This window comes from Variovorax flavidus (genome assembly GCF_030317145.1).
GTDB classification, from domain to species: Bacteria; Pseudomonadota; Gammaproteobacteria; order Burkholderiales; family Burkholderiaceae_C; genus Variovorax; species Variovorax flavidus.
Window position 1 is genome coordinate 1247471 of the sequence record NZ_JASZYE010000001.1, and the last position, 18966, is coordinate 1266436.

General features: G+C 65.5%; 19 protein-coding genes. 13 read left to right on the forward strand and 6 right to left on the reverse strand.

Going from position 1 to position 18966, the window contains the following annotated elements:
• Entirely contained in the window at positions 1-1614 is a 1614-nt protein-coding gene (gene norR, locus QTH90_RS06040) for a nitric oxide reductase transcriptional regulator NorR (RefSeq protein WP_286663598.1), read from the reverse strand.
• A gap of 149 nt (positions 1615-1763) precedes the next feature.
• Here norR and hmpA point away from each other — a divergent pair, with 149 nt between their 5' ends.
• On the forward strand, positions 1764-2957 hold the full coding sequence (gene hmpA / locus QTH90_RS06045) for an NO-inducible flavohemoprotein (RefSeq protein ID WP_286663599.1): 1194 nt from the start codon (positions 1764-1766) through the stop codon (positions 2955-2957).
• On the opposite strand, the gene QTH90_RS06050 is transcribed toward hmpA, so the two are convergent.
• Positions 2921-3793, reverse strand: a complete 873-nt coding sequence (locus QTH90_RS06050; protein WP_286663600.1) for an isocitrate lyase/PEP mutase family protein — start codon at positions 3791-3793, stop codon at positions 2921-2923. The genes hmpA and QTH90_RS06050 overlap by 37 nt on opposite strands.
• Positions 3794-3937: 144 nt before the next feature.
• Here QTH90_RS06050 and QTH90_RS06055 point away from each other — a divergent pair, with 144 nt between their 5' ends.
• Positions 3938-4465, forward strand: a complete 528-nt coding sequence (locus QTH90_RS06055) for a hypothetical protein (protein WP_286663601.1) — start codon at positions 3938-3940, stop codon at positions 4463-4465.
• Positions 4466-4498: 33 nt separating this feature from the next.
• Here the strand turns inward: QTH90_RS06055 and QTH90_RS06060 are convergent, their stop codons facing one another.
• A complete protein-coding gene (locus QTH90_RS06060) occupies positions 4499-5128 on the reverse strand; it encodes an MliC family protein (RefSeq protein WP_286663602.1) in 630 nt (209 codons plus the stop codon).
• A 238-nt stretch (positions 5129-5366) separates the two neighbouring features.
• Here QTH90_RS06060 and QTH90_RS06065 point away from each other — a divergent pair, with 238 nt between their 5' ends.
• Complete coding sequence (locus tag QTH90_RS06065; protein WP_286663603.1) at positions 5367-5942, forward strand: thioredoxin family protein; 576 nt, start codon at positions 5367-5369, stop codon at positions 5940-5942.
• On the opposite strand, the gene QTH90_RS06070 is transcribed toward QTH90_RS06065, so the two are convergent.
• Positions 5906-6646: a response regulator gene (locus QTH90_RS06070; RefSeq protein ID WP_286663604.1), complete on the reverse strand. Its 741-nt coding sequence runs from the start codon at positions 6644-6646 to the stop codon at positions 5906-5908. The genes QTH90_RS06065 and QTH90_RS06070 overlap by 37 nt on opposite strands.
• Before the next feature lie 184 nt (positions 6647-6830).
• On the opposite strand from QTH90_RS06070, the gene QTH90_RS06075 reads away from it, so the two are divergent.
• The 9 genes from QTH90_RS06075 to QTH90_RS06115 all read left to right on the forward strand — a co-directional run bounded on the left by QTH90_RS06075 (position 6831) and on the right by QTH90_RS06115 (position 16205).
• Entirely contained in the window at positions 6831-7616 is a 786-nt protein-coding gene (locus QTH90_RS06075; protein ID WP_286663605.1) for a bestrophin-like domain, read from the forward strand.
• 136 nt (positions 7617-7752) lie between these two features.
• Complete coding sequence (locus tag QTH90_RS06080; RefSeq protein ID WP_286663606.1) at positions 7753-8862, forward strand: helix-turn-helix transcriptional regulator; 1110 nt, start codon at positions 7753-7755, stop codon at positions 8860-8862.
• 126 nt (positions 8863-8988) lie between these two features.
• Entirely contained in the window at positions 8989-10350 is a 1362-nt protein-coding gene (locus QTH90_RS06085; RefSeq protein WP_286663607.1) for an ATP-binding protein, read from the forward strand.
• Between the two features lie 27 nt (positions 10351-10377).
• Positions 10378-12168 carry a cytochrome c biogenesis protein DipZ gene (locus tag QTH90_RS06090; RefSeq protein ID WP_286663608.1) on the forward strand — a complete coding sequence of 597 codons (1791 nt, stop codon included), beginning with the start codon at positions 10378-10380 and terminating at the stop codon, positions 12166-12168.
• 46 nt (positions 12169-12214) lie between these two features.
• Positions 12215-13171, forward strand: coding sequence for a LysR family transcriptional regulator (locus QTH90_RS06095; protein WP_286663609.1), 957 nt, complete (start codon positions 12215-12217; stop codon positions 13169-13171).
• Positions 13172-13488: 317 nt separating this feature from the next.
• A complete protein-coding gene (locus QTH90_RS06100; protein WP_286663610.1) occupies positions 13489-13917 on the forward strand; it encodes a helix-hairpin-helix domain-containing protein in 429 nt (142 codons plus the stop codon).
• Positions 13918-13971: 54 nt separating this feature from the next.
• Positions 13972-14328, forward strand: coding sequence for a hypothetical protein (locus QTH90_RS06105; protein WP_286663611.1), 357 nt, complete (start codon positions 13972-13974; stop codon positions 14326-14328).
• Between the two features lie 102 nt (positions 14329-14430).
• Positions 14431-15360 carry a non-homologous end joining protein Ku gene (ku, locus tag QTH90_RS06110; RefSeq protein ID WP_286663612.1) on the forward strand — a complete coding sequence of 310 codons (930 nt, stop codon included), beginning with the start codon at positions 14431-14433 and terminating at the stop codon, positions 15358-15360.
• The gene (locus tag QTH90_RS06115) at positions 15357-16205 is read left to right on the forward strand and encodes a tetratricopeptide repeat protein (RefSeq protein WP_353506606.1); all 849 of its coding nucleotides are present in this window, start codon (positions 15357-15359) and stop codon (positions 16203-16205) included. The genes ku and QTH90_RS06115 overlap by 4 nt, the downstream gene beginning before the upstream one ends.
• Positions 16206-16241: 36 nt before the next feature.
• Here QTH90_RS06115 and QTH90_RS06120 read toward each other — a convergent pair whose 3' ends face one another.
• Both QTH90_RS06120 and QTH90_RS06125 read right to left on the reverse strand, forming a co-directional pair.
• Entirely contained in the window at positions 16242-16841 is a 600-nt protein-coding gene (locus QTH90_RS06120; protein WP_286663613.1) for an isochorismatase family protein, read from the reverse strand.
• A 182-nt stretch (positions 16842-17023) separates the two neighbouring features.
• Positions 17024-18079 (reverse strand): PQQ-dependent sugar dehydrogenase, encoded by a 1056-nt coding sequence (locus QTH90_RS06125; RefSeq protein WP_286663614.1) that lies wholly within the window; start codon positions 18077-18079, stop codon positions 17024-17026.
• Between the two features lie 296 nt (positions 18080-18375).
• Between QTH90_RS06125 and QTH90_RS06130 the strand changes: the two genes are divergently transcribed.
• Positions 18376-18933 carry a C40 family peptidase gene (locus QTH90_RS06130; protein WP_286663615.1) on the forward strand — a complete coding sequence of 186 codons (558 nt, stop codon included), beginning with the start codon at positions 18376-18378 and terminating at the stop codon, positions 18931-18933.
• Positions 18934-18966: the final 33 nt, after the last annotated feature.

Consider the following 18966-nt stretch of genomic DNA (forward strand, 5'->3'; position numbering starts at 1 on the left):
TCAGGGCGAGCGCCAGGCGCGCAGCGCGCGCTTGTCTGCGGGCAGGCCGAGCCGCTTCGCGAGGCGGGCGAGATTGCCGCGGTCCATGCCGAGTGCACGGCCTGCGGCGGCCCAGTTGTAGTCGTTTTGCGCCAGTGCAGTCGTCACGAGTTCGCGTTCGAGCGTGGCGACGGCATCGCGAAGGCCTTCGCCGTCGCGCAGGCGCGGCCGGGTCGACGCTGACGCTGACGCTGGCGATGGGTCCACCCGTTCGGGCGCGACTTGCAAGTGCCCGTCCGGCAGGTCGAGGTCGCCTGCCGTCAGGCTCAGGATGCGCGGACGCTGTGGATGACGGCCGAGCGCCTTCAGCACGCTGCGCCCGAGCAGGTGTTCCAGTTCGCGCACGTTGCCCGGCCAGCGGTAGGCGAGCAGCGCGGCTTGCGCGCTGGCGTCCAGCCGCAAGCCGCCGAGCCCGAGGCGCGAGCGGTTTTCTTCCAGGAAAAAGCCGCTGAGCAGGAGCACGTCGCGGCCACGCTCGCGCAAGGGCGGCACCTGCAGGGGATAGACGCTCAGCCGGTGATAGAAGTCCGCGCGCAAGCGCCCCGCCCTCACTTCGTCGGCCAGATTGCGATTGCTCGCGGCGATGAGCCGCACATCGACCCGATGCTCGCGGTCCGACCCGAGCCTTTGCAATTGGCCGCTTTGCAGCACACGCAACAGCTTGGCCTGCACCGGCAAGGTGAGTTCGCCGACCTCGTCGAGAAAGAGCGTGCCGCCATCGGCGAGCTCGAACTTGCCTGGGCGCTCGCCAACGGCACCGGTGAACGCGCCCTTCACATGGCCGAAGAGTTCGCTTTCCACCAGCGTCTCGGGCAGTGCGGCGCAGTTCAGGCTGATCAGGGGACGCGCCGCGCGGGACGAGCCCGCATGCAGTGCCTCGGCAACGAGTTCCTTGCCGACGCCGGTCTCGCCCTGGATGAGCACCGACAGCTCGCTGCCGCTGACCAGTTCGATCTCCTTCTGGAGTTGGCGCATCGCGGGGCTGCGGCCGATCAGTCCGCGTGCACGCGGCGCAGCCGCCAGCCGGTAGCCCTCGGCGCGAAGACTCTCGTCGCGGACCCTGGACCTGAGTTGCTCGACGTGCCCCGCGACGCTGACTGTCGCGGCGGCCAGGCTGCCGAAGGACTGCAGCACCTTCAGGTCGACACGGGAGAAGCGCTCCGGAGCCAGGTCATCGAGGGTCAGCAGTCCCCACGGCTTTTCGTCGACGCGGATGACGCAGCCGACGCAGTCGTGCACGGGCAGGTGCCCCTTCACGCCCTCGACCAGACCGTCATAGGGGTCGGGCAAGCTGCTGTCGGCGGGAAAGCGCAAGGGTCCGTCCGCTTCGAGCAGGGCCGTGAAGCGCGGATGCTCTTCCACGCGGAACCGGCGGCCGAGCGTGTCGCTGCTCAGGCCGTCCACGGCCAGCGGCAGCAGCCAGCCGTCGTCGAGGCGCAGGAGCGCCGCGGCATCGCATGGGAGCAACACCCGCAATGCCTCCAGCAGGCGTCGGTAGCGTTCTGCGCTTGGCAGTTCGCGCGCGATGTCGGCCACCAGCGGGATGATGGCCTGAAGCAATGGGTGCGTTGTCATTTTGACTCGATCCGTATCGATGAGACCACATCGTAGTCGTGTCAACAAGACATCATCGATGCCCAAGTCTTTGATTCGTATGAAGCGCCAGGCTGGAACAGGGATTGCAATGAAGTAGCCATCACCCTCACTCTCGAAAGGCTCCCTCCATGCTGTCCGCCCCACAAAAGGCCATCGTCACCGCCACCGTGCCCCTGCTCGAAACGGGCGGTGAAGCGCTGACCACGCACTTCTATTCCATCCTCCTGGGCGAGCACCCTGAAGTCCGTCCGATCTTCAACCAGGCCAACCAGGCAAGCGGCGATCAGCCCCGCGCGCTCGCGAACGGCGTGCTCATGTACGCGCGCAACATCGACCGGCTCGAGGCGCTAGGTGACCTGGCGAGCCAGATCGTCAACAAGCACGTCTCGCTGCAGGTGCTGCCGGAGCACTACCCGATCGTCGGCGCCTGCCTGCTGCGCGCGATCCGCGAGGTGCTCGGCCCGCAGATCGCGACGGATGAAGTCATCGACGCCTGGGCCGCCGCCTACGGACAACTCGCCGACCTGCTGATCGGCGCCGAGAAGCAGGCCTATGACAGCAAGGCCGCGGCGCCTGGCGGCTGGCGCGGTGGGCGGGACTTCAAGGTGGTGCGAAAGGAAGTCGAAAGCGACGAGATCACGTCCTTCTATTTCGCGCCGGTCGATGGCCAACCGGTGCTCGACTTCGAGCCCGGCCAGTACATCAGCCTGCGCCTGGTCTTCGATGGCCAGGACATCCGCCGCAACTACTCGCTCTCGGCCGCGCCGAACGGCCGGACCTATCGCATCAGCGTGAAGCGGGAACACGGCGGACTCGCCTCCAACCACCTGCACGATCACGTGCAGGTGGGCAGCACGATCGAGCTGTTCCCGCCCTCGGGCGCCTTCACGCTCGCGGAAAGCGACCGGCCGCTGGTGCTGATCAGCGGTGGCGTGGGCATCACGCCGACGCTGGCGATGCTCGAAGCAGCGCTGAAGACCTCGCGGGCGGTGCACTTCATCCACTGCGCGCGCGCCCGCGGCGTCCACGCGTTCCGTCATGCCATCGACGCGCTGGCACAGAAGCATCCGCAACTCGTGCGTTACTACTGCTACGACGAGGCGCCCGATGCCCCGGCCGCGGCCGACGCACCGCACGCGGTCGGCCGGCTCGACGCCCAGAAGCTCGCCCACTGGCTGCCGGCCACGACGCGCGACATCGACGCGTACTTCCTTGGCCCGAAACCCTTCATGCAGCAGGTGAAGACGGCGCTGCGCGCGCTCGGCGTGCCGGACCAGCAGGTGCGCTACGAGTTCTTCGGACCGGCGTCTGCGCTGGAGTGAGCGCGGTCGCGCTCATCCGTGCGGCGGAAGAACGCGTTCAACTCGTCGCCCCGCGCCGCTTCGGCGAACCCGAAGCGGCCGTTCTCGGCGATCTCGCGCGCGGCCCGCATGAAGCCGCCCCACGCGGAGCGTGCGAGCGCACCGCCCACGCTGATGCGCCGGACACCCATCGCCGCGACATCCTGCAGCGTGAGGTCGCTGGCCGAGCCGATCAGGAGATTGACCGGCTTCGGCGCCACGGCGGCCACCACGGCGGTGATCTGCTCGCGCGTGCGGATTCCCGGCGCATAGAGGCAGTCGGCCCCGGCCTCGGCGTAGGCCTGGAGCCGGGCGATGGTGTCGTCGAGGTCCGTGCGTCCGTACAGGAAGTTCTCGGCTCGCCCGACCAGCAGCGTGTCGCCGCCAGCTTCGTCGATCGCCGCGCGGGCAGCACGCAGTCTGGCAACAGCCTCGTCGATGCTGCGCACCGGATCGTCGGCGTTGCCCGTCGCATCCTCGATCGAGAGGCCCGCCACGCCCGTTTCGATCGCCATCCGAACGCTGACCGCGACACCTTGCGGGTCGACCGCGTAGCCGCTTTCGAAATCGGCATTCACAGGCAGATCGGTGGCATCGACCAGGGTGCGCAAGTGGGCCAGCACCGTCTCTCGCGACGCCCCGCCATCGGGCAGGCCCTGCGACCAGGCATAGCCGGAACTGGTGGACGCAAGGGCCTTGAATCCCATCCCCTGGAGCATCCGGGCACTGCCGACGTCCCACGGATTGGGCAGCACGAAGCAACCCTGGGCGTGAAGCGCCCGGAAGGCGGCGCGTTTCTCTTGAACGGTGCGAGTCATGGGTGTCTCCTGCGCAGTGGTGGTCAGCGGGCCGCGATGATGTCAGATGCGTGCTTTCGCCGCTACATCGCGGGCTCAAGTTTTCGGCAGCGACGCCGATAACCGTTCCAAGACATACAAATCCAGACTGGAGACCACTCAGACATGGCACTTGACCAAGGCCTGGCCGCCGTCCTCGGCGCAGCCGTGGGCGCCCTCGCCGGCATCGTCGGCTTCGCGTTCGCCGGCTGGCGCCAATCGAAGCTCGAGACCGAGAAGTGGTCGCGCGCGCGCGAAGACCAGGCTCGCTCGGACACGCGGAACGCCGTAGCCGCACTCGCGAAATCGCTGGCTTCGACGGCGCACTCGATGATGTGGGTCTCGTTCAAGGTTCTCACTGCGGGCAAGGCCAGCCATGAAACGCTGGCGTCCTTCGAGGTCGAGTTTCACGCCGAGGTGTCCGACCTGGTCGGCGCGCAGATGAATCTCGCGGCGCTGGACTTTGCCCTCTACGAGAAGGTCACGCCTTTCATCGGGCAGGCCATTGCCATGGGCGCCAACACCTACGCGGCACTGAAATCCGCGATGGAGAAGACGCTCGATGCCGAGGACCAGTTGCGTGCGTGCAACCAGGACGCGCTGAACCTCATCAAGGATGTGCCGAAGAAGGTTGCCGGCCTGCTTGACGCATAGCCTGCTTCAGCAGACGAGGCAGGCTCTTCATCGTCAGCCGGACAGGCCGACTCGGCAGGTCTGGTCCTTGCCACCCGGCAGTTGCACGAATGCCTCCGGCCCCTTCTGCCAGAAGGTCGCTTCGCCGTCCGGATACTGTCCTGTGTACTTCGCGCCCGAGCCCGACCGCGCAATGGTCATGACGAGGCCGCGGTCACTTCCGGCCAGGTAGGCCAGCGACGGCTCGACATTCACGAAGGTGGCACTCATTGGCGGGCTTCCGGGACAGGTCACCGTCACCGGACCGATGCTGACGCCGCCCTTGGCACGCGCGCCCTTGTAGCCTGCGCGCAGCTCGGCAATGCGGCTGATATACGCGTCGCGGATGCAGGCCGTCGCATCGCTCGCCTTCCAGCAATCGTCGCGGCCCTTGATCCATCCGCGTTGCACGGCTGTCAGCTCGTTCTTGCGCTGCGCGCTCAAGCCCGGTGTGGCCCGTGCAAGCCCGTACAGGCGCGCCGTTTCGCGGTCGAGCGCCGCGAGCATGTCGTCACTGCAGACGGCCTTGACCGCGGCCCCTTCGGGCCTGGCGCAACTGAAGCTTGGCGTTGCGGCGAAGGTTTGCGAGGCCGCGAGCAAGCCGAGGAGCATGCCGGTGTGCGACACGGTGCGAGCGATGTTCATTCCATCAGTCCTTTCGCGACGAGCGGGTTCGAATGCCTTGTCCGTCGATCATCGCGGCAACCGGCTCCCGGCGCCACTCTGCATGCGCATGGACAGGTCGTCGCGCCAATGAAACGTAGTGTGTGGAGTTCCTGCACCGGATACAGAGGCGTACGTTTCGCGTGTGCATGGGGAGCTCCGCGGCGGAAGATCCCGTTCGTTCGACAACCCAGCTCCTCACTCCCGGAAAGACACCGCCATGAACATCCGAGCCAGTGCACTCCTCGTCGGCGCGGCCCTCGCGGCCTCGCTTGCAGCCTTGACCTTCGCCGCGCCTCCGAGCGGCAGCACGCCCGCGGCCGAGCAGCGGACCGCGCCAGAGTTCCAGGGCATCGACACGTGGCTCAACTCGCAGCCACTGAAACTGGACGAGTTGCGCGGCAAGGTCGTGCTCGTCGACTTCTGGACCTACACCTGCATCAACTGCCTGAATCACCTGCCGTACGTGAAGGACTGGCACGCGAAGTACAAGGACCAGGGTCTCGTCGTAGTGGGCGTGCACACGCCGGAGTTCGCCTACGAGAAGTCGACGAAGAACGTGCAGGAGGCCATCAAGCGGCTGCAGATCCAGCATGCCGTCGCGCAGGACAACAGCTACGCGACCTGGAAGTCGTTCAGGAACCAGTACTGGCCCGCCGTGTATCTGATCGACAAGCAAGGGCGCATCGTGTACTCGCACTTCGGCGAGGGCAGCTACGCCGAGACCGAGAGGAAGATCCAGTCGCTCCTGGCGCAACCTCAATCGCCGGCCTCGACGGCCGATGCAAAGACGTAGCCCTCGCTTCGCACGGTCTTGATGTACCGCGGCTCGCGCGCGTCGTCGCGCAGCCGTTGGCGCAGCCTGCTGACGAGCAGGTCGATCGAGCGCTCGAAGAGTTCGGCCTCGCGACCCTGCGTCAGGCTCAGCAACTGGTCACGGCTCAGCACCTTCTGCGGATGGTCGAGAAAGGTGCGCAGGAGCCGGTACTCCGCGCCGCTGAGCGCGACCATCGTGCCGCTGGCGTCGATCAGGTGCCGCTCGGTGGTATCGACCTGCCAGTCGCCGAAAGCCAGCATCCGGGCGGTCTCCGTCGAGTGCATGTTCGGCGGCAGCATGCGCGTGCGACGCATCACGGCGCGAATCCGCGCGAGCAGTTCGCGGGCGGAGAAAGGCTTGGCGAGGTAGTCGTCGGCGCCCATCTCCAGGCCGAGGATGCGGTCGGCTTCCTCGCTGCGCGCCGTCAGCATCAGGATGGGGATGGACTTGTGCTTGCCCGTGCGCAAGTCGCGGCACAGCGTCAGTCCGTCCTCGCCGGGCAGCATGAGGTCGAGGATGATCAGGTCGAACGGGCCCGACTCTTCCAGTGCCGCACGCATGTGGCGCCCGGTGGGCACCGCGGCCACGCGCAGGCCGTTCTTGACCAGGTAGGTGGTGAGCAACTCGCGGATCTCGCGGTCGTCGTCGACGATGAGGACATGGTCTGCAGGTCTGGGTTGCATGGCGATCGGGTTCCGGCGCAGGGGATTGCCTCGCAATGTAGCCGCCCTCCCCGACGGCAGCCCCGCGTTTGTATGCCCAAGTATCTGGCGCCGGGAGACACGACATTTCGTTTCGCAGCCGGCCGTGGATTTGCGCCATTCCAGCTGCATCAGCAGAATGAGCGGCTGTTCGCAGGAGACCCCCATGCTGGCTGGACTGGACGAGGCCGTACTGTTCATCGTTGTCGTGGTCGCCTTCTTTGCGGTGCTGGAGATCGCCTTCCGGCTCGGCCGTCGCCATGCGCATCGGAGTGACGACACCTCCAGATCGCACATCAGCGCACTGCAGGCCGCCTTGCTCGGACTTCTGGCATTGCTGCTCGGCTTCAACTTCGCGATGGCCGCGTCCCGCTTCGACGTGCGCAAGACGCTGATCCAGGAAGAGGTCAATGCCATCCGCACGAGTTATCTGCGCGCCCAGTTGCTCCCGCCGTCACAGGGGGAACAGGTGTCGGACCTGCTGAGAAGCTATGTCGCGGCGCGTGTCGACTTCATGCGGGCCGGCGTCGACCCGGCGGAACTCGAAAGGACCAGTGCCGTCACGACGGACATCGAGTCCCGGCTCTGGGCATTGGCAGGCGCATCCGCGACGGTCGGCCAGGCCTCGCCGGCTCGGGTGCTGGTCATCCAGTCATTGAACGAGATGTTCAACGCCAATGAAAAGCGCAGGGCCGCGCTGGACAACCATGTGCCGCAGATCGTGATCAGCCTCCTGATCGCCGTCGCACTGGGCGCGCTGGGTTTCATCGCCTATGGCTACGGCCTGACCGGCCGGCGACGCCACGCCTCGACCGCGCTCTTCGCACTGCTGATCGCGACGGTGTTCACGGTCATCATCGACATGGACCAGCCGCGCAGCGGGCTCATCCGCGTTGGCGAGGAAAGCATGGTTCGGCTCCAGGAGAGCATGGACCTGAATCGCTCGCGATAGCGCGGCAACTCCAGGTGTCCGCCATCCCCCCGGATGGGGATGAGTCGTCGCCCTAGGCGTCTTCCCTTAGTGGTAGCCGGACATTCAATGTAATACATTGGAATTACTTTTAAAAAATAATGGGTAGGAGGGTCCGATGCCAGGAGCCAGCGAGACGAGCGGCAAGGCGGTCGCTCTGCGTCGAGCGTTCGAGGCGATCCGCCACCTGTCGGATCCGGAACCGCCCTGGCACGACATCCTCCAGAGCGCGCGCGACGTCGTCGGGAGCGACACGGCGTCCTTTCTGGTCGTCGAAGGCACACGCCTTGTCGACGGCCTGACGCTCGACGTCGACGCCGTGGCCGAGCGCGAGTACTTCGCGCACTTCCACACGAAAGACATTCTGCTGAACCCCTCCTTGCCGTGGACCGCGGGCTCCTGGTTCGACACGGAGTGGTGCCTGACGCCCGAAGTCCGCAGCCACAGCGAGTACTACAACGATTTCATGCTGAAGCACCGGATGCGGCACATGATGTCCTTCCAGATCGAGACGGGCCCCCAGAGCTCGGCCATCAGCTTTCATCGCGCAAGGAAGACCGAGGGCGCCGACGACTTCCTGTCGACGGGTCCGGTCAAGGAACTGACCTCGGCCCTGCTTTCGGCCATGGCCGATCGCAAGGCAGCGGCCGATCGGGTTCTCACCGCCATCGACCTCGTCGACGGATCATTCAACGACGCAACGTTCCTGGTCGATGCCGAAGGCCGGGTGATCCATGCATGCGAAGCCGCACGCGTTCAACTCGATGCAGTGTCGGCGGTGGGCGTGCGGGGCGGCCGGCTGTGGCACGCGTCGGCCAGGCTGCGCAAGCAACTGGAGACGTCGCTCAGGCGCGCGTCCCTCGCATCCGGGCCGCTGCGGATCGTCCTGCCGGGAAGGCGGGCCGGAGCATGCGTCATGGATCTGGCGCGCGCCGACGGCCGGCTGCGCTACGACCGCCGCCCGCTGTTGCTTGCGCGCGTGAGCCCGCCGCGCGCCCGCGCGGAAATCACGCTCGATGTGCTGTGCGCGGCCCTGGACATCACGACGGCCGAAGGAGAGGTGCTGGCGGAATTGATGCACGGCGCCACCGCGGAGGAGATTGCCGCCGCCACGGCGATATCCATCCATACCGTGCGAAAGCACATCGCCCATCTGATGGAGAAGACCGGCTGCGCGCGGCAGGTGGACCTGGTTCGACTCGCCCTGGGTGCTGTCGGCTGCGGGTGACCCGCCGCGAGTCCGGCGCGTCCGCGCTCGGTACTTGTATGGCCGTGTACTTAGTCCTCCCCCGGCAGACACACTGGAATACACACGACCGGGTCGGCGGCTGGTTCGGGGCCTATAAACCCAACCATGCCCACCGTCTCAAGCCTTCACGCTCCCCCCGGCCCCTCCGCAGGCTGGCGTCGTCTGTTCCCCCGATCGCTCTTTGCACGGGTGACACTGATCATGGTGCTGGGGCTGGCGATTGCGCAGCTGCTCACCTTCGCATCGATCCGCTACGAGCGCGGCGTCGCACTTCGCGAACTGATGATGACCGGCATCGAGCTCGACATCGCGAGTTCGATCGCGATCCTGGACCGCCTTCCTGCCGAGGAACGCGCCGGTTGGCTTGAACGCCTGGAGCGGCGCAACTACCGCTTCATGCTGGGTGGCGGCGTGGACGGCCCGGAGCCTGAAGCACCCGCTACGCGTGAATTCGGCGATGCCATCGTCCAGGCGCTGCGTCCATTCGAGGTCGTGAAGGTGGCACAGGCGGCCGACGCGCGCGAAGGCCTGCGGATCGAGGTGCGGCTGTCGGACGGCAGCCCGGTGATCGTCCAAGCGCGTCGGGTCGGCGTGCCCGTGTCCGACTGGGTCATGTGGGTGCTCTGGATCCAGCTGGCGGTACTCGCCGCCTGTGCATGGTTCGCCGTGCGCCTGGTCACACGGCCGCTCGCCCGGCTCGCCGCGGCGGCGGATGAACTCGGTCCCGACCTGAAGGCCCACGCGCTGGCCGAGGAAGGGCCGACTGAAGTCGCGCATGCGGCTCGTGCATTCAATGCCATGCAGCGAAGGATTGCCGGCTACATGGCCGAGCGCGTTGAAATCCTCGCGGCCATCTCGCATGACCTGCAGACACCGATCACGCGGATGCGCCTGCGCACCGACCTGATGGACAACGAGAAAGACCAGGCCAAGTTCCGGCAGGACCTCGATGCCATGAATGCGCTGGTGCGGGAAGGCGTCACGTATGCGCGCACGCTCCATGGCGCGACGGAACCGCCCTGCCGCATCGATGCCGACGCGTTGCTCGAAAGCATGGTCGCCGACTATGAGGACTCGGGGCAGCCTGTGCTGCTGGAGGGACGAGTCGACGCGCCGATCGTGACGCGTCCGAATGCGCTGCGCCGGATTCTCGTGAACCTGATCGACAACGCGTTGAAGTTCGGAAGCGATGTGCGCGTCCGTGTGCGTGTCGAAGCGGACCGGTGGGTCGTCGCCGTCATCGACAACGGGCCGGGCATTCCGCCCGAGCAACTGGAGGCCGTACTCAAGCCCTTCTATCGCGTCGAAGGCTCACGCAACCGCAGCACCGGCGGGACCGGCCTGGGACTCGCCATCGCACAGCAGCTTGCCGTGGCAATGGACGCGGAACTGAAGCTGCACAACCGCGCCGAAGGCGGGCTCGAGGCCCGGCTCACCATGACCACTGTCCAATCCGCCGCGACCTGATCGCCGCGCACCATTCACTCCGACATCATGCTCATCCTGATCATTGCCTATGTGGGCGGCGTGCTCACCATCCTGAGCCCCTGCGTTCTGCCGGTACTGCCATTCGTCTTTGCGCGTGCCGATCGGCCGTTCCGGTCGCACGGCCTGCCGATGCTGCTGGGCATGGCGGTGGCCTTTGCCGCCGTCGCCTCGCTGGCTGCCGTGGGCGGCGGCTGGGTGGTTGCGCTCAACGAATACGGGCGCTATGCGGCGATGGCGATGCTGGCGGTGTTCGGCATCACGCTGCTGTTCCCGAGCGTTGCCGACCGCATGACGAGGCCGCTGGTCGCTCTCGGCATCCGGTTGTCGGAGCGGCAGCCGGATGGGACGGCAGCGCGGACTTCGCTGGGGTCGTCGATCTTGCTGGGCATGGGAACAGGCCTGCTCTGGGCGCCCTGCGCGGGACCGATTCTTGGCTTGATCCTGACAGGCGCGGCGCTCAACGGCGCAAGCGTCGGCACGTCGCTCCTGCTGCTGGCCTATGCCGCTGGCGCTTGCACGTCGCTGGCTGCCGCGCTGTTGCTGGGCGGGCGCGTGTTCGCAGCGATGAAGCGTTCGCTCCATACAGGCGAGTGGGTCCGGCGTGCGGCGGGCGCGTTCGTGCTGGCCGGCGTCGGCGCGATCGCACTGGGCCTGGACACCGGCGTGCTCAGCCGACTTTCGATCGGGACCACGTCGACGCTGGAGCAGGCCTTGGTGGATCGCATCGGTTCCCCGGTGCCGCAGCCTCCGCAAGCCAGCACCGGAGCATTCGAAGACACGGGCTTGTCACTCACCGCTGCAGCCCACGAACCCGCGCCTTCGCGAACACTGCAACCGGAAGGGGTGCTTCCTTCATTCGCTGGCGCGACCGAATGGATCAACTCGGCCCCGCTGACCCCGGCAGACCTGCGCGGCAAGGTGGTGCTGGTCGACTTCTGGACTTACTCGTGCATCAACTGCCTGCGGACCCTGCCCTACCTGCGCGCATGGGCCGAGAAGTACAAGGATGCGGGGCTGGTGGTGGTCGGCGTGCACTCGCCAGAGTTCGCATTCGAAAAGCGCTCGTCGAACGTTCACCGGGCGGTGAAGGATCTTGGCATCGAATTTCCTGTCGCGGTCGACAGCGACTTCGCCGTCTGGCGTGCTTTCGACAACCAATACTGGCCTGCGTTCTACTTCGTCGACGCGCAGGGACGCATCCGCCACCACCAGTTCGGCGAGGGCCAGTACGACAAATCGGAGCGGGTCATTCAGCAACTGCTGGCGGAGGCGGGTCAAGCCAAGGTTCCGCCGGGCCTGGTGCTGCCAACTGCCGCAGGCGTCCAGGCCGCACCGGACGCCTCGCCCTCGCTGTCGCAAGAGACCTACCTGGGCCACGAGCGCACGCACAACTTCGCCTCTCCGGAGGGCATCGCCAGCGACCGCGCCCACACCTACCGACGCCCCGCTTCATTGCGGACGGACCAGTGGGCGCTGGCCGGCGACTGGACCGTGGAGCGAGAGCGCGCGGTGCTGAACCACGCCGATGGCCGCATCGTCTATCGCTTTCATGCGCGGGATGTGCACCTGGTGCTCGGCCCGGCGGCGGACGGGAAGCCCGTGCGCTTCAGGGTGCTGGTGGACGGCAAGCCGCCGCTGTCGGACCATGGCTCGGATGTCGATGCGCAGGGCCATGGAACGATCGACGCCCAACGGCTTTACCAGCTGATTCGACAGAAAACGAGTACAAACGACCACGTTTTCGAGATTGAATTCCTCGACGCAGGGGCGCAGGCGTACGTATTTACCTTCGGCTAGGAAACGGCCCGTATCCTGTGGTCTTCGTGTTCAATGCGATCGGCCCATGCACCAAGAACGAAACGACAACGGGGAGCTGAACTTCTATTTGCTCAAGTGCCTCGTGGCGCTTGTCGACCATTCGCACGTCTCGCGCGCTGCGGAGGCGATCTCGATCAGCCAGCCAGCAATGAGCCGCGCCATTGGCCAATTGCGCACGGTCACGGGCGACCCGATCCTCGTGAAGGGCGGCAACGGCCTCATCCCCACGGCCAAGGCGCTCCAGTTGCGCGAGTTCGCCGAGCGCATCCTTCAAGAGATGGGTGAGTTGCTCGGCAACGCGGTCGCCTTCGACCCGCAGGCCACGCGCTACCTGTTCCGCATGGTCGCCACGGACTATCTGGAATGCCTCTTCGTCGAGCACCTGGTGCAGCATCTCGGCACGGGATTTCCGGGCATCTCGATATCGGTACGACACCCGGTGCACCCTTCGCAATTCAACAAGGTGCTCGAAGCCGGCGATGTCGACTTCTGCGTCGGCATCCTGCCGCCCAGCCTGCGCGAACTCCGCCATCGACTGCTTTTTCGCGATCGCATCGTGTGCGTGGCACGTGCGGGCCACTGGGCCATCGGCAAGACGCTCACGCCGACCGAGTTCGCGGGCCTCGAGCACGTGGTCATCATGCCCAACACCGTGAACTGCTTCGGGGAAGCCGTCGACCAGGCGCTGGCCGCGCAGGGGCTGCAGCGTCGACGCCGCTACGTCACGCCGAACTACCTGACGGCACCTCATCTGCTGGAGAAGTCGGACATGGTGGCGCTCCTGCCCATGTCGCTGGCGTCGCGCTTTCGCGATCGCTTCGGTCTTGCCGAACTGGCCTTGCCGGTGGTGGTGCCGGCCTTCGATGTCTATATCTCCTGGCACGACCGCACGCACCGTCACGCCGCTCATCTCTGGTTTCGCGACCAGGTGATGCAAAGCCTCGAACTCCAGGTGAACGGCGGGCATTCGTTACGCGCATAGCCTTCATTCAGGCACGGCATGGACTTCCTGCGGCGGACTCCCAATACTCTGGACGTCGCCGTCCATCGGCAAGCAAGAGCAAGCAGGCATGCGGTTTCCGGAGTCTTTGGTCCAAGTTTCGCCACACGTCGCACATCGGTTTCACTGGGTAGGCACTTTCCCGATTGGCATCTCCCGGCTCCGACGACCGGAGCTTCACGCCCTTTGCCTTCAGGCGTTTCCCGCCTCGAATCCCTCCCCGTTCTTCTTGCGTTGAAGACGTGGCATCGAGCCATGTCCAACGGCGCACATACCGATGAGTCCCACGTATGTCTTGCATGATCCAATCCGTCGATGACCTCGCTCAGTTGCCCGACGATGAACTGCTCCCCTGTTTGGGAGCCCTGCGGAGCGCCATCCACGAAGCAAAACGCCAGCACGCAGCCGCGCTGCGCGAGCGCCTGATTCCCGAGAACTCGGCCTTCGCCTTCCCTTCATTCAACTGGCGCCCGCGAGGCGCACAGCGGTTCAACGTGCCCATCCAGTTGAGCCCCGAGACGCCTATCGACGAGATATCCGTGCGCGCGAGTGCCCGGGACGCGCTCAAGGAACTCAGCATCTTCTGCATCGAGGATCTCTCCGCCATCAGCGAGCAGGAACTCCTGAAGGAGGTCGCCATTGGCCCGAAGACACTGGGCCGCCTGCGCGAAGTGCTGTCGCGCGTCGGGCTCGACTTCCTTCCCAATCCCGAGGTGTCGCAAACATGACGACCACCAACGCCATCGAGACAAGGAAGTCATGTGAGTGACGAGAGAGAAAGCATGGATTGGAAATCGCTGTATGCCTATCCGTCGCGACTGCTCAAGCTGCGGCCTGGCGACGCCGGCGTCTTTGTCTGCCCGCCGGCATGGCGAGGACGGCTCGGTACGGTATGCGGCGTCTGGATCAAGGCGAACACCGACTGGGCCGCGGCGTTTCCGGGCGGCACACCCTGGAAGCATGTGTTCTGGACGGAAGCGCATGCCGAAGGGCTGAGGGTGGTGCGGGCGCCCCTCCCGGATCGGCCGCTCGGCGACGGGCAGCCCACGGAGTTCACTTTCAAGCCGCTCGTGGCCTCATCGGTACCCGAAAAGGGCCTGCCCAGACTGGATCAACTGGTCTCCCTCTGGAGGGCCTGAGCCGCCGGCGCCCGGTCGGCAAGGCATCGTCGCCTCTGGCCGAGCGTCCAGGAAAGTGGCATTCTCCGGCCGGGAGGTGCCGAATACCTCCTCGGAGGTTTCATGGCAGCACGTTCGATCGCCTCGTTGTCGCTCAGCTTCGGGCTGGTTTCCATCCCGGTCAAGCTGTATTCCGCGACCGAAAGTTCCGGAACCGTCAAATTCAATCTCCTCACCAAGGACGGCTCGCGCGTCAAGCAGCAGTACGTCTCGGAGAAGGATCCCTCGGTCGTCGTGCCCCGCGCGGAGATGGTCAAGGGTTATGAATTCGAGAAGGACCGCTACGTGCTCTTCACGCCCGACGAGTTGAAGGCGGTCGAGGAAAGCTCGACCCACACGATCGACATCGTCGCCTTTATCCCCGAAAAGGCCGTTGACCCGATCTACTACGACAAGGCGTACTTCATCGCCCCCGACAAGCGCGGCGCCAAGCCCTATACCCTGTTGCGCGCGGCCATGCGCAAGAGTGGCCGGTGTGCGCTCGCGAAGTGGGCCTGGAAAGGCAAGCAATATGTCGTGCAGGTCCGCGCCGCCGAGGACGGTCTGGTGCTGCAGCAGCTTCTCTACGCTGACGAGGTCCGTTCGCTGAAGGACCTGGAGATCGAGGAGATCAAGCCGTCGGATGCCGAAGTGCAACTCGCCCTGCAGCTCATCGACCAGATTTCCCAGGACAGCTACGAACCGACGCAGTTCGTCGACGAGGAGAAGAAGCGGATCCTGGAGGCCATCGACGCGAAGATCGCCGGCAAGCAGGTGGTGGCGGTGGAAGAGCGCGAGACGGCGCCGGGCAGCGGCCAGATCATCGACCTCACCGAAATGCTGCGCGCCAGCCTGGTTCGAGCGGGTGCCGGCGGAGCGAAACGCCCGGCGGCGACGCGCGCGCCGGCCGCTGAAGTCGTGACCCCGCTCGCGTCGAAGGAGCGCAAGGGCGTCAAGCGCGCCGCCGCCAAGACGACGACCGCAGCCCCGGCCGCCGCGCGCTTGAGGAAGTGACCGACATCCAGGTGCAGGCCCCCCACACCCTGCGCAGTCTCCAGGAGATGCTCGGTCTCTCCCGGAGTGCGATTTCAGGGCTGATTGCGAACGGCTTTGTCCAGCCCGCGCGAGGGCCGCGCAACGAGTACCGGTTTTCCTTTCGCGATGTGGTCCTGCTTCGGACCGCTCACGACCTGCAGGCTGCGGACATCCCGACGCGCAAGATCCTGCGCGCACTGCAGCGGCTGAAAGCCACCCTGCCATCGGAGCTGCCCTTGACCGGCTTGCGGATCACTGCCGTGGGCAGCACGATCGCCGTGCGCGAGCGCGACAGCCAATGGGAGGCGGAGTCGGGTCAGTTGCTGATGGACTTCGAGGTTGCGGCAACGCGCGGCTCGGTGGCGTTCGTGGAGCATTTGCAGAACGAGGACGCAATTCCGCCACCATCGGCGCAAACCTCCGCGGACGCATGGTTCGCCCAGGGTGAGGAACTCGAACCGCGGGACATACAGGCCGCTGAAGCGGCCTACCGAAAGGCGCTCGCGATGGCACCGGATTTTTCGGATGCGTATCTGAACCTGGGCGCGATCCTGTGCGAATCCGGCCGCCAGGAAGAAGCCGCGGCCCTCTACGACGCTGCGTTGGGCCAACGACCGGATGTGGCGCTGCTGCACTTCAATCGCGCGGTGGCGCTGGAAGACCTGGGGCGCCTCCCCGAGGCACTCGAAGGCTACGAACAATGCCTTCGGATCGACTCGACGATCGGCGATGCGCATTTCAACGCGGCCCGATTGCATGACCACCTGGGCCATCGGCGCGAGGCCATCCGTCACTTCAGCGCCTACCGCCGGCTTCAGAAATAGGTCCGCAGGCCCGCGTTGCGGGGACCGCCGGCGGCGCTACTTGATCAACGCCAGCACTTCGGCGAAGCGCGGATGCTCCGCCGTCCGCAACCACTCGAAGCCCACCATCTCGGTGGTCACCAGTTCCGCCCCGGCGCCGGCCAGGCGGTCGAAGGCGGCATCGCGGTTGCGTTCGGTGCGCGAACTGCAGGCATCGGTGACGACCCAGACCTCGAACTCATCCTCGAGCAGATCGAGCGCCGTCTGCATCAGGCACACGTGCGCCTCGCAACCGGCCATGACGATCGTGTTGCGCTCTTCGGCCGCGGCAGGTTTCTGCAGGTGCTTGGGAAGACTGCGGGCATTGCCCTGAGGCGCCTTGGCCGGCACGCGCAACCATTCACCCAGGCCTTCCTCGGCGGCGCTGAAATGCATCTTGGCCAGCGTGCGCTGGCACAGGGCGCGGATGTCGGGCAGGTTCTCGCCCAGCTTCGACGGGTTTTCCTCGGTGCCCCAGACCGGCACGCCCACCAGCTGGGCCATCTTGCCGAGGCGCACCGCATTCTTCGCCACGGCGTCCGCCTCGAAGATCGATGGCATCAGGCGCGCCTGATAGTCGACCAGGACCAATTGGGATTGCGATGCATCGAGCAGCATGAAAACGTCTTTCGCGAGTAACAAGAAGAGAAGAGAGGCTAGACCGTACCACCGAAAACACGCCCCCCACAAAGCGAAGCCCAATCGTGAAACACCACGGACCGGCTCTGCCGGTCCGTCGGTGTTGCCCCCCAGATTGGGGGTAGGCGGCCACACGAAGTGAGCAAGCCTGGGGGAGAACCTCAATCCCCCAGGAGCCGAAGAAGCTTGCCGTTGGATTCGTCGGTCAATATATAGAGCAAGCCGTCCGGTCCCTGCTTCACGTCGCGGATGCGCGCGCGGCCGTCTTCCAGCAGTTTGTGCTCGGCCACGACCTTGCCGTCCTTGAGCTCGATGCGGTCGAGGTAGCCGAACTTGAGCGACCCGAGGAACAGGTTGCCTTTCCAACCGGCGCCGTAGCGATCGCTGGTCAGGAAGGCCATTCCCGACGGCGCGATCGAAGGCACCCAGTAGTGCAGCGGCTGCTCCATGCCTTCCTTTTGCGTGATGCCGTCGCCGATCTTGCCGCCGCCGTAGTTCTCGCCGTAGGTGATGACTGGCCAGCCATAGTTGCGGCCCGCCTGCGGGATGTTGATTTCGTCGCCGCCTTGCGGGCCGTGTTCATGCATCCAGAGCTTGCCGTCCGGCGCCAGCGTGGCGCCTTGGCCGTTCCGGTGCCCGTAGCTCCAGATTTCGGGCAATGCCCCCGTCTTGCCGACGAAGGGGTTGTCCTTCGGAACCGAGCCGTCCTTGCCGATGCGCACGATCTTGCCGAGGTGGTTGTCCAGCTTCTGCGCGTCCTCCTTGCGGCTGAAGCGGTCGCCCAGCGTGAGGAACAGCGTGCCGTCTCCGGCGTCGACGATTCGGCAGCCGAAATGGTTGCGGCTCGCGACCTTCGGCCGCTGGCTGAAAATCACCCTCAGGCCTTCCATCCGGCTGCCATCGGCCGACAACTGGGCTCGCGCCAGTGCCGTGCTGTTGCCCATTCCGGCCGCATCAGGCTCGGCGTAACAGATATAGAAGGTGCGGTTGGTCTCGAAGGCGGCATCGACCATCACGTCCAGCAGGCCACCCTGTCCGCCCGCCGCAACCGCGGGCAGGCCAACGACCGGCGGGCCGACTTTGCCGTCGACCCCGACGACGCGAACGCGACCGGCCTTTTCAGTCACCAGGAAGCGGCCGCCTGGGAGAAAGCCGACGCCCCAGGGGTTCTCCAGGCCGGAAGCAACGACTTCCGCCCTGGGCGCTGCGGCCGCCATTCCGCTAGCAACGAGAGCCAGACAAATCAGGCGAGACGTCCATCGACGGGTGGTTACAAATGGCTGGATCATGCGGCTCCTTCGAGGTCTCTGGATTTGCAATCGTTTGGTCATTCAGGCGAGATTCAAAAACTTTCGCATTACAAGAACCAAAGAACTTATTGCAAATAACCTGTACCTTTACATTTTTGATTGTGAGAAGGTGAAAAAAACCCATCGCTGACAAGCAGTTACGTGCAAAATCCCGAACTCACTTGAAATTGACACTCCATGGTGTCGTCCATATCCTACGCGCCATGCGATTTTTAATGCTCACCGCCGCCCTCCTGCTTGCGACCGCCGCACACGCCGCGCCGCAACTCGACCGGGCCGACGACAACGAGATGATGGTCGTCGACAAGAGCCTGATGGGCCAGCTTCACCATGTTCGGCAGACCATGGTGGATCGCACGTCCGACCTCGTCGTCACGGCGATCGGGTTCCTGGGCGTACCCTACCGCCGCGGTGGCAACACCGCCGAAACCGGCTTCGACTGCAGCGGCTTCGTCCGGGCGATGTACAACCAGACTGTCGGGCACCTGCTCCCCCGCCGCGCAGAAGAACAGGCCGCTGCCACCCAGAAGATCGACCGCAACGAACTGAAGCCCGGCGACCTCGTGTTCTTCAACACCATGCGCCGCGCGTTCAGCCATGTCGGCATCTACGTCGGCGAGGGCAAGTTCATTCACTCCCCCAAGCCCGGCGCCCAGGTTCGGGTGGAAGACATGAGCGGCAGCTACTGGCAGCGTCGCTTCAGTGGCGCGCGCCGCGTGGTTTCGTCCCAGGACGACCTGATCAAGACCTCGGGCGACTGATCCGACCTCACCATCAAAAAATCCCGCCGTCGG

What these genes read in the sequence shown, in the direction of transcription:
- norR (WP_286663598.1), bottom strand. Translation starts at nt 1,614, where the DNA reads ATGACAACGCACCCATTGCTTCAGGCCATCATCCCGCTGGTGGCCGAC.
- hmpA (WP_286663599.1), top strand. Translation starts at nt 1,764, where the DNA reads ATGCTGTCCGCCCCACAAAAGGCCATCGTCACCGCCACCGTGCCCCTG.
- QTH90_RS06050 (WP_286663600.1), bottom strand. Translation starts at nt 3,793, where the DNA reads ATGACTCGCACCGTTCAAGAGAAACGCGCCGCCTTCCGGGCGCTTCAC.
- QTH90_RS06055 (WP_286663601.1), top strand. Translation starts at nt 3,938, where the DNA reads ATGGCACTTGACCAAGGCCTGGCCGCCGTCCTCGGCGCAGCCGTGGGC.
- QTH90_RS06060 (WP_286663602.1), bottom strand. Translation starts at nt 5,128, where the DNA reads ATGAACATCGCTCGCACCGTGTCGCACACCGGCATGCTCCTCGGCTTG.
- QTH90_RS06065 (WP_286663603.1), top strand. Translation starts at nt 5,367, where the DNA reads ATGAACATCCGAGCCAGTGCACTCCTCGTCGGCGCGGCCCTCGCGGCC.
- QTH90_RS06070 (WP_286663604.1), bottom strand. Translation starts at nt 6,646, where the DNA reads ATGCAACCCAGACCTGCAGACCATGTCCTCATCGTCGACGACGACCGC.
- QTH90_RS06075 (WP_286663605.1), top strand. Translation starts at nt 6,831, where the DNA reads ATGCTGGCTGGACTGGACGAGGCCGTACTGTTCATCGTTGTCGTGGTC.
- QTH90_RS06080 (WP_286663606.1), top strand. Translation starts at nt 7,753, where the DNA reads ATGCCAGGAGCCAGCGAGACGAGCGGCAAGGCGGTCGCTCTGCGTCGA.
- QTH90_RS06085 (WP_286663607.1), top strand. Translation starts at nt 8,989, where the DNA reads ATGCCCACCGTCTCAAGCCTTCACGCTCCCCCCGGCCCCTCCGCAGGC.
- QTH90_RS06090 (WP_286663608.1), top strand. Translation starts at nt 10,378, where the DNA reads ATGCTCATCCTGATCATTGCCTATGTGGGCGGCGTGCTCACCATCCTG.
- QTH90_RS06095 (WP_286663609.1), top strand. Translation starts at nt 12,215, where the DNA reads ATGCACCAAGAACGAAACGACAACGGGGAGCTGAACTTCTATTTGCTC.
- QTH90_RS06100 (WP_286663610.1), top strand. Translation starts at nt 13,489, where the DNA reads ATGATCCAATCCGTCGATGACCTCGCTCAGTTGCCCGACGATGAACTG.
- QTH90_RS06105 (WP_286663611.1), top strand. Translation starts at nt 13,972, where the DNA reads ATGGATTGGAAATCGCTGTATGCCTATCCGTCGCGACTGCTCAAGCTG.
- ku (WP_286663612.1), top strand. Translation starts at nt 14,431, where the DNA reads ATGGCAGCACGTTCGATCGCCTCGTTGTCGCTCAGCTTCGGGCTGGTT.
- QTH90_RS06120 (WP_286663613.1), bottom strand. Translation starts at nt 16,841, where the DNA reads ATGCTGCTCGATGCATCGCAATCCCAATTGGTCCTGGTCGACTATCAG.
- QTH90_RS06125 (WP_286663614.1), bottom strand. Translation starts at nt 18,079, where the DNA reads ATGGCGGCCGCAGCGCCCAGGGCGGAAGTCGTTGCTTCCGGCCTGGAG.
- QTH90_RS06130 (WP_286663615.1), top strand. Translation starts at nt 18,376, where the DNA reads ATGCGATTTTTAATGCTCACCGCCGCCCTCCTGCTTGCGACCGCCGCA.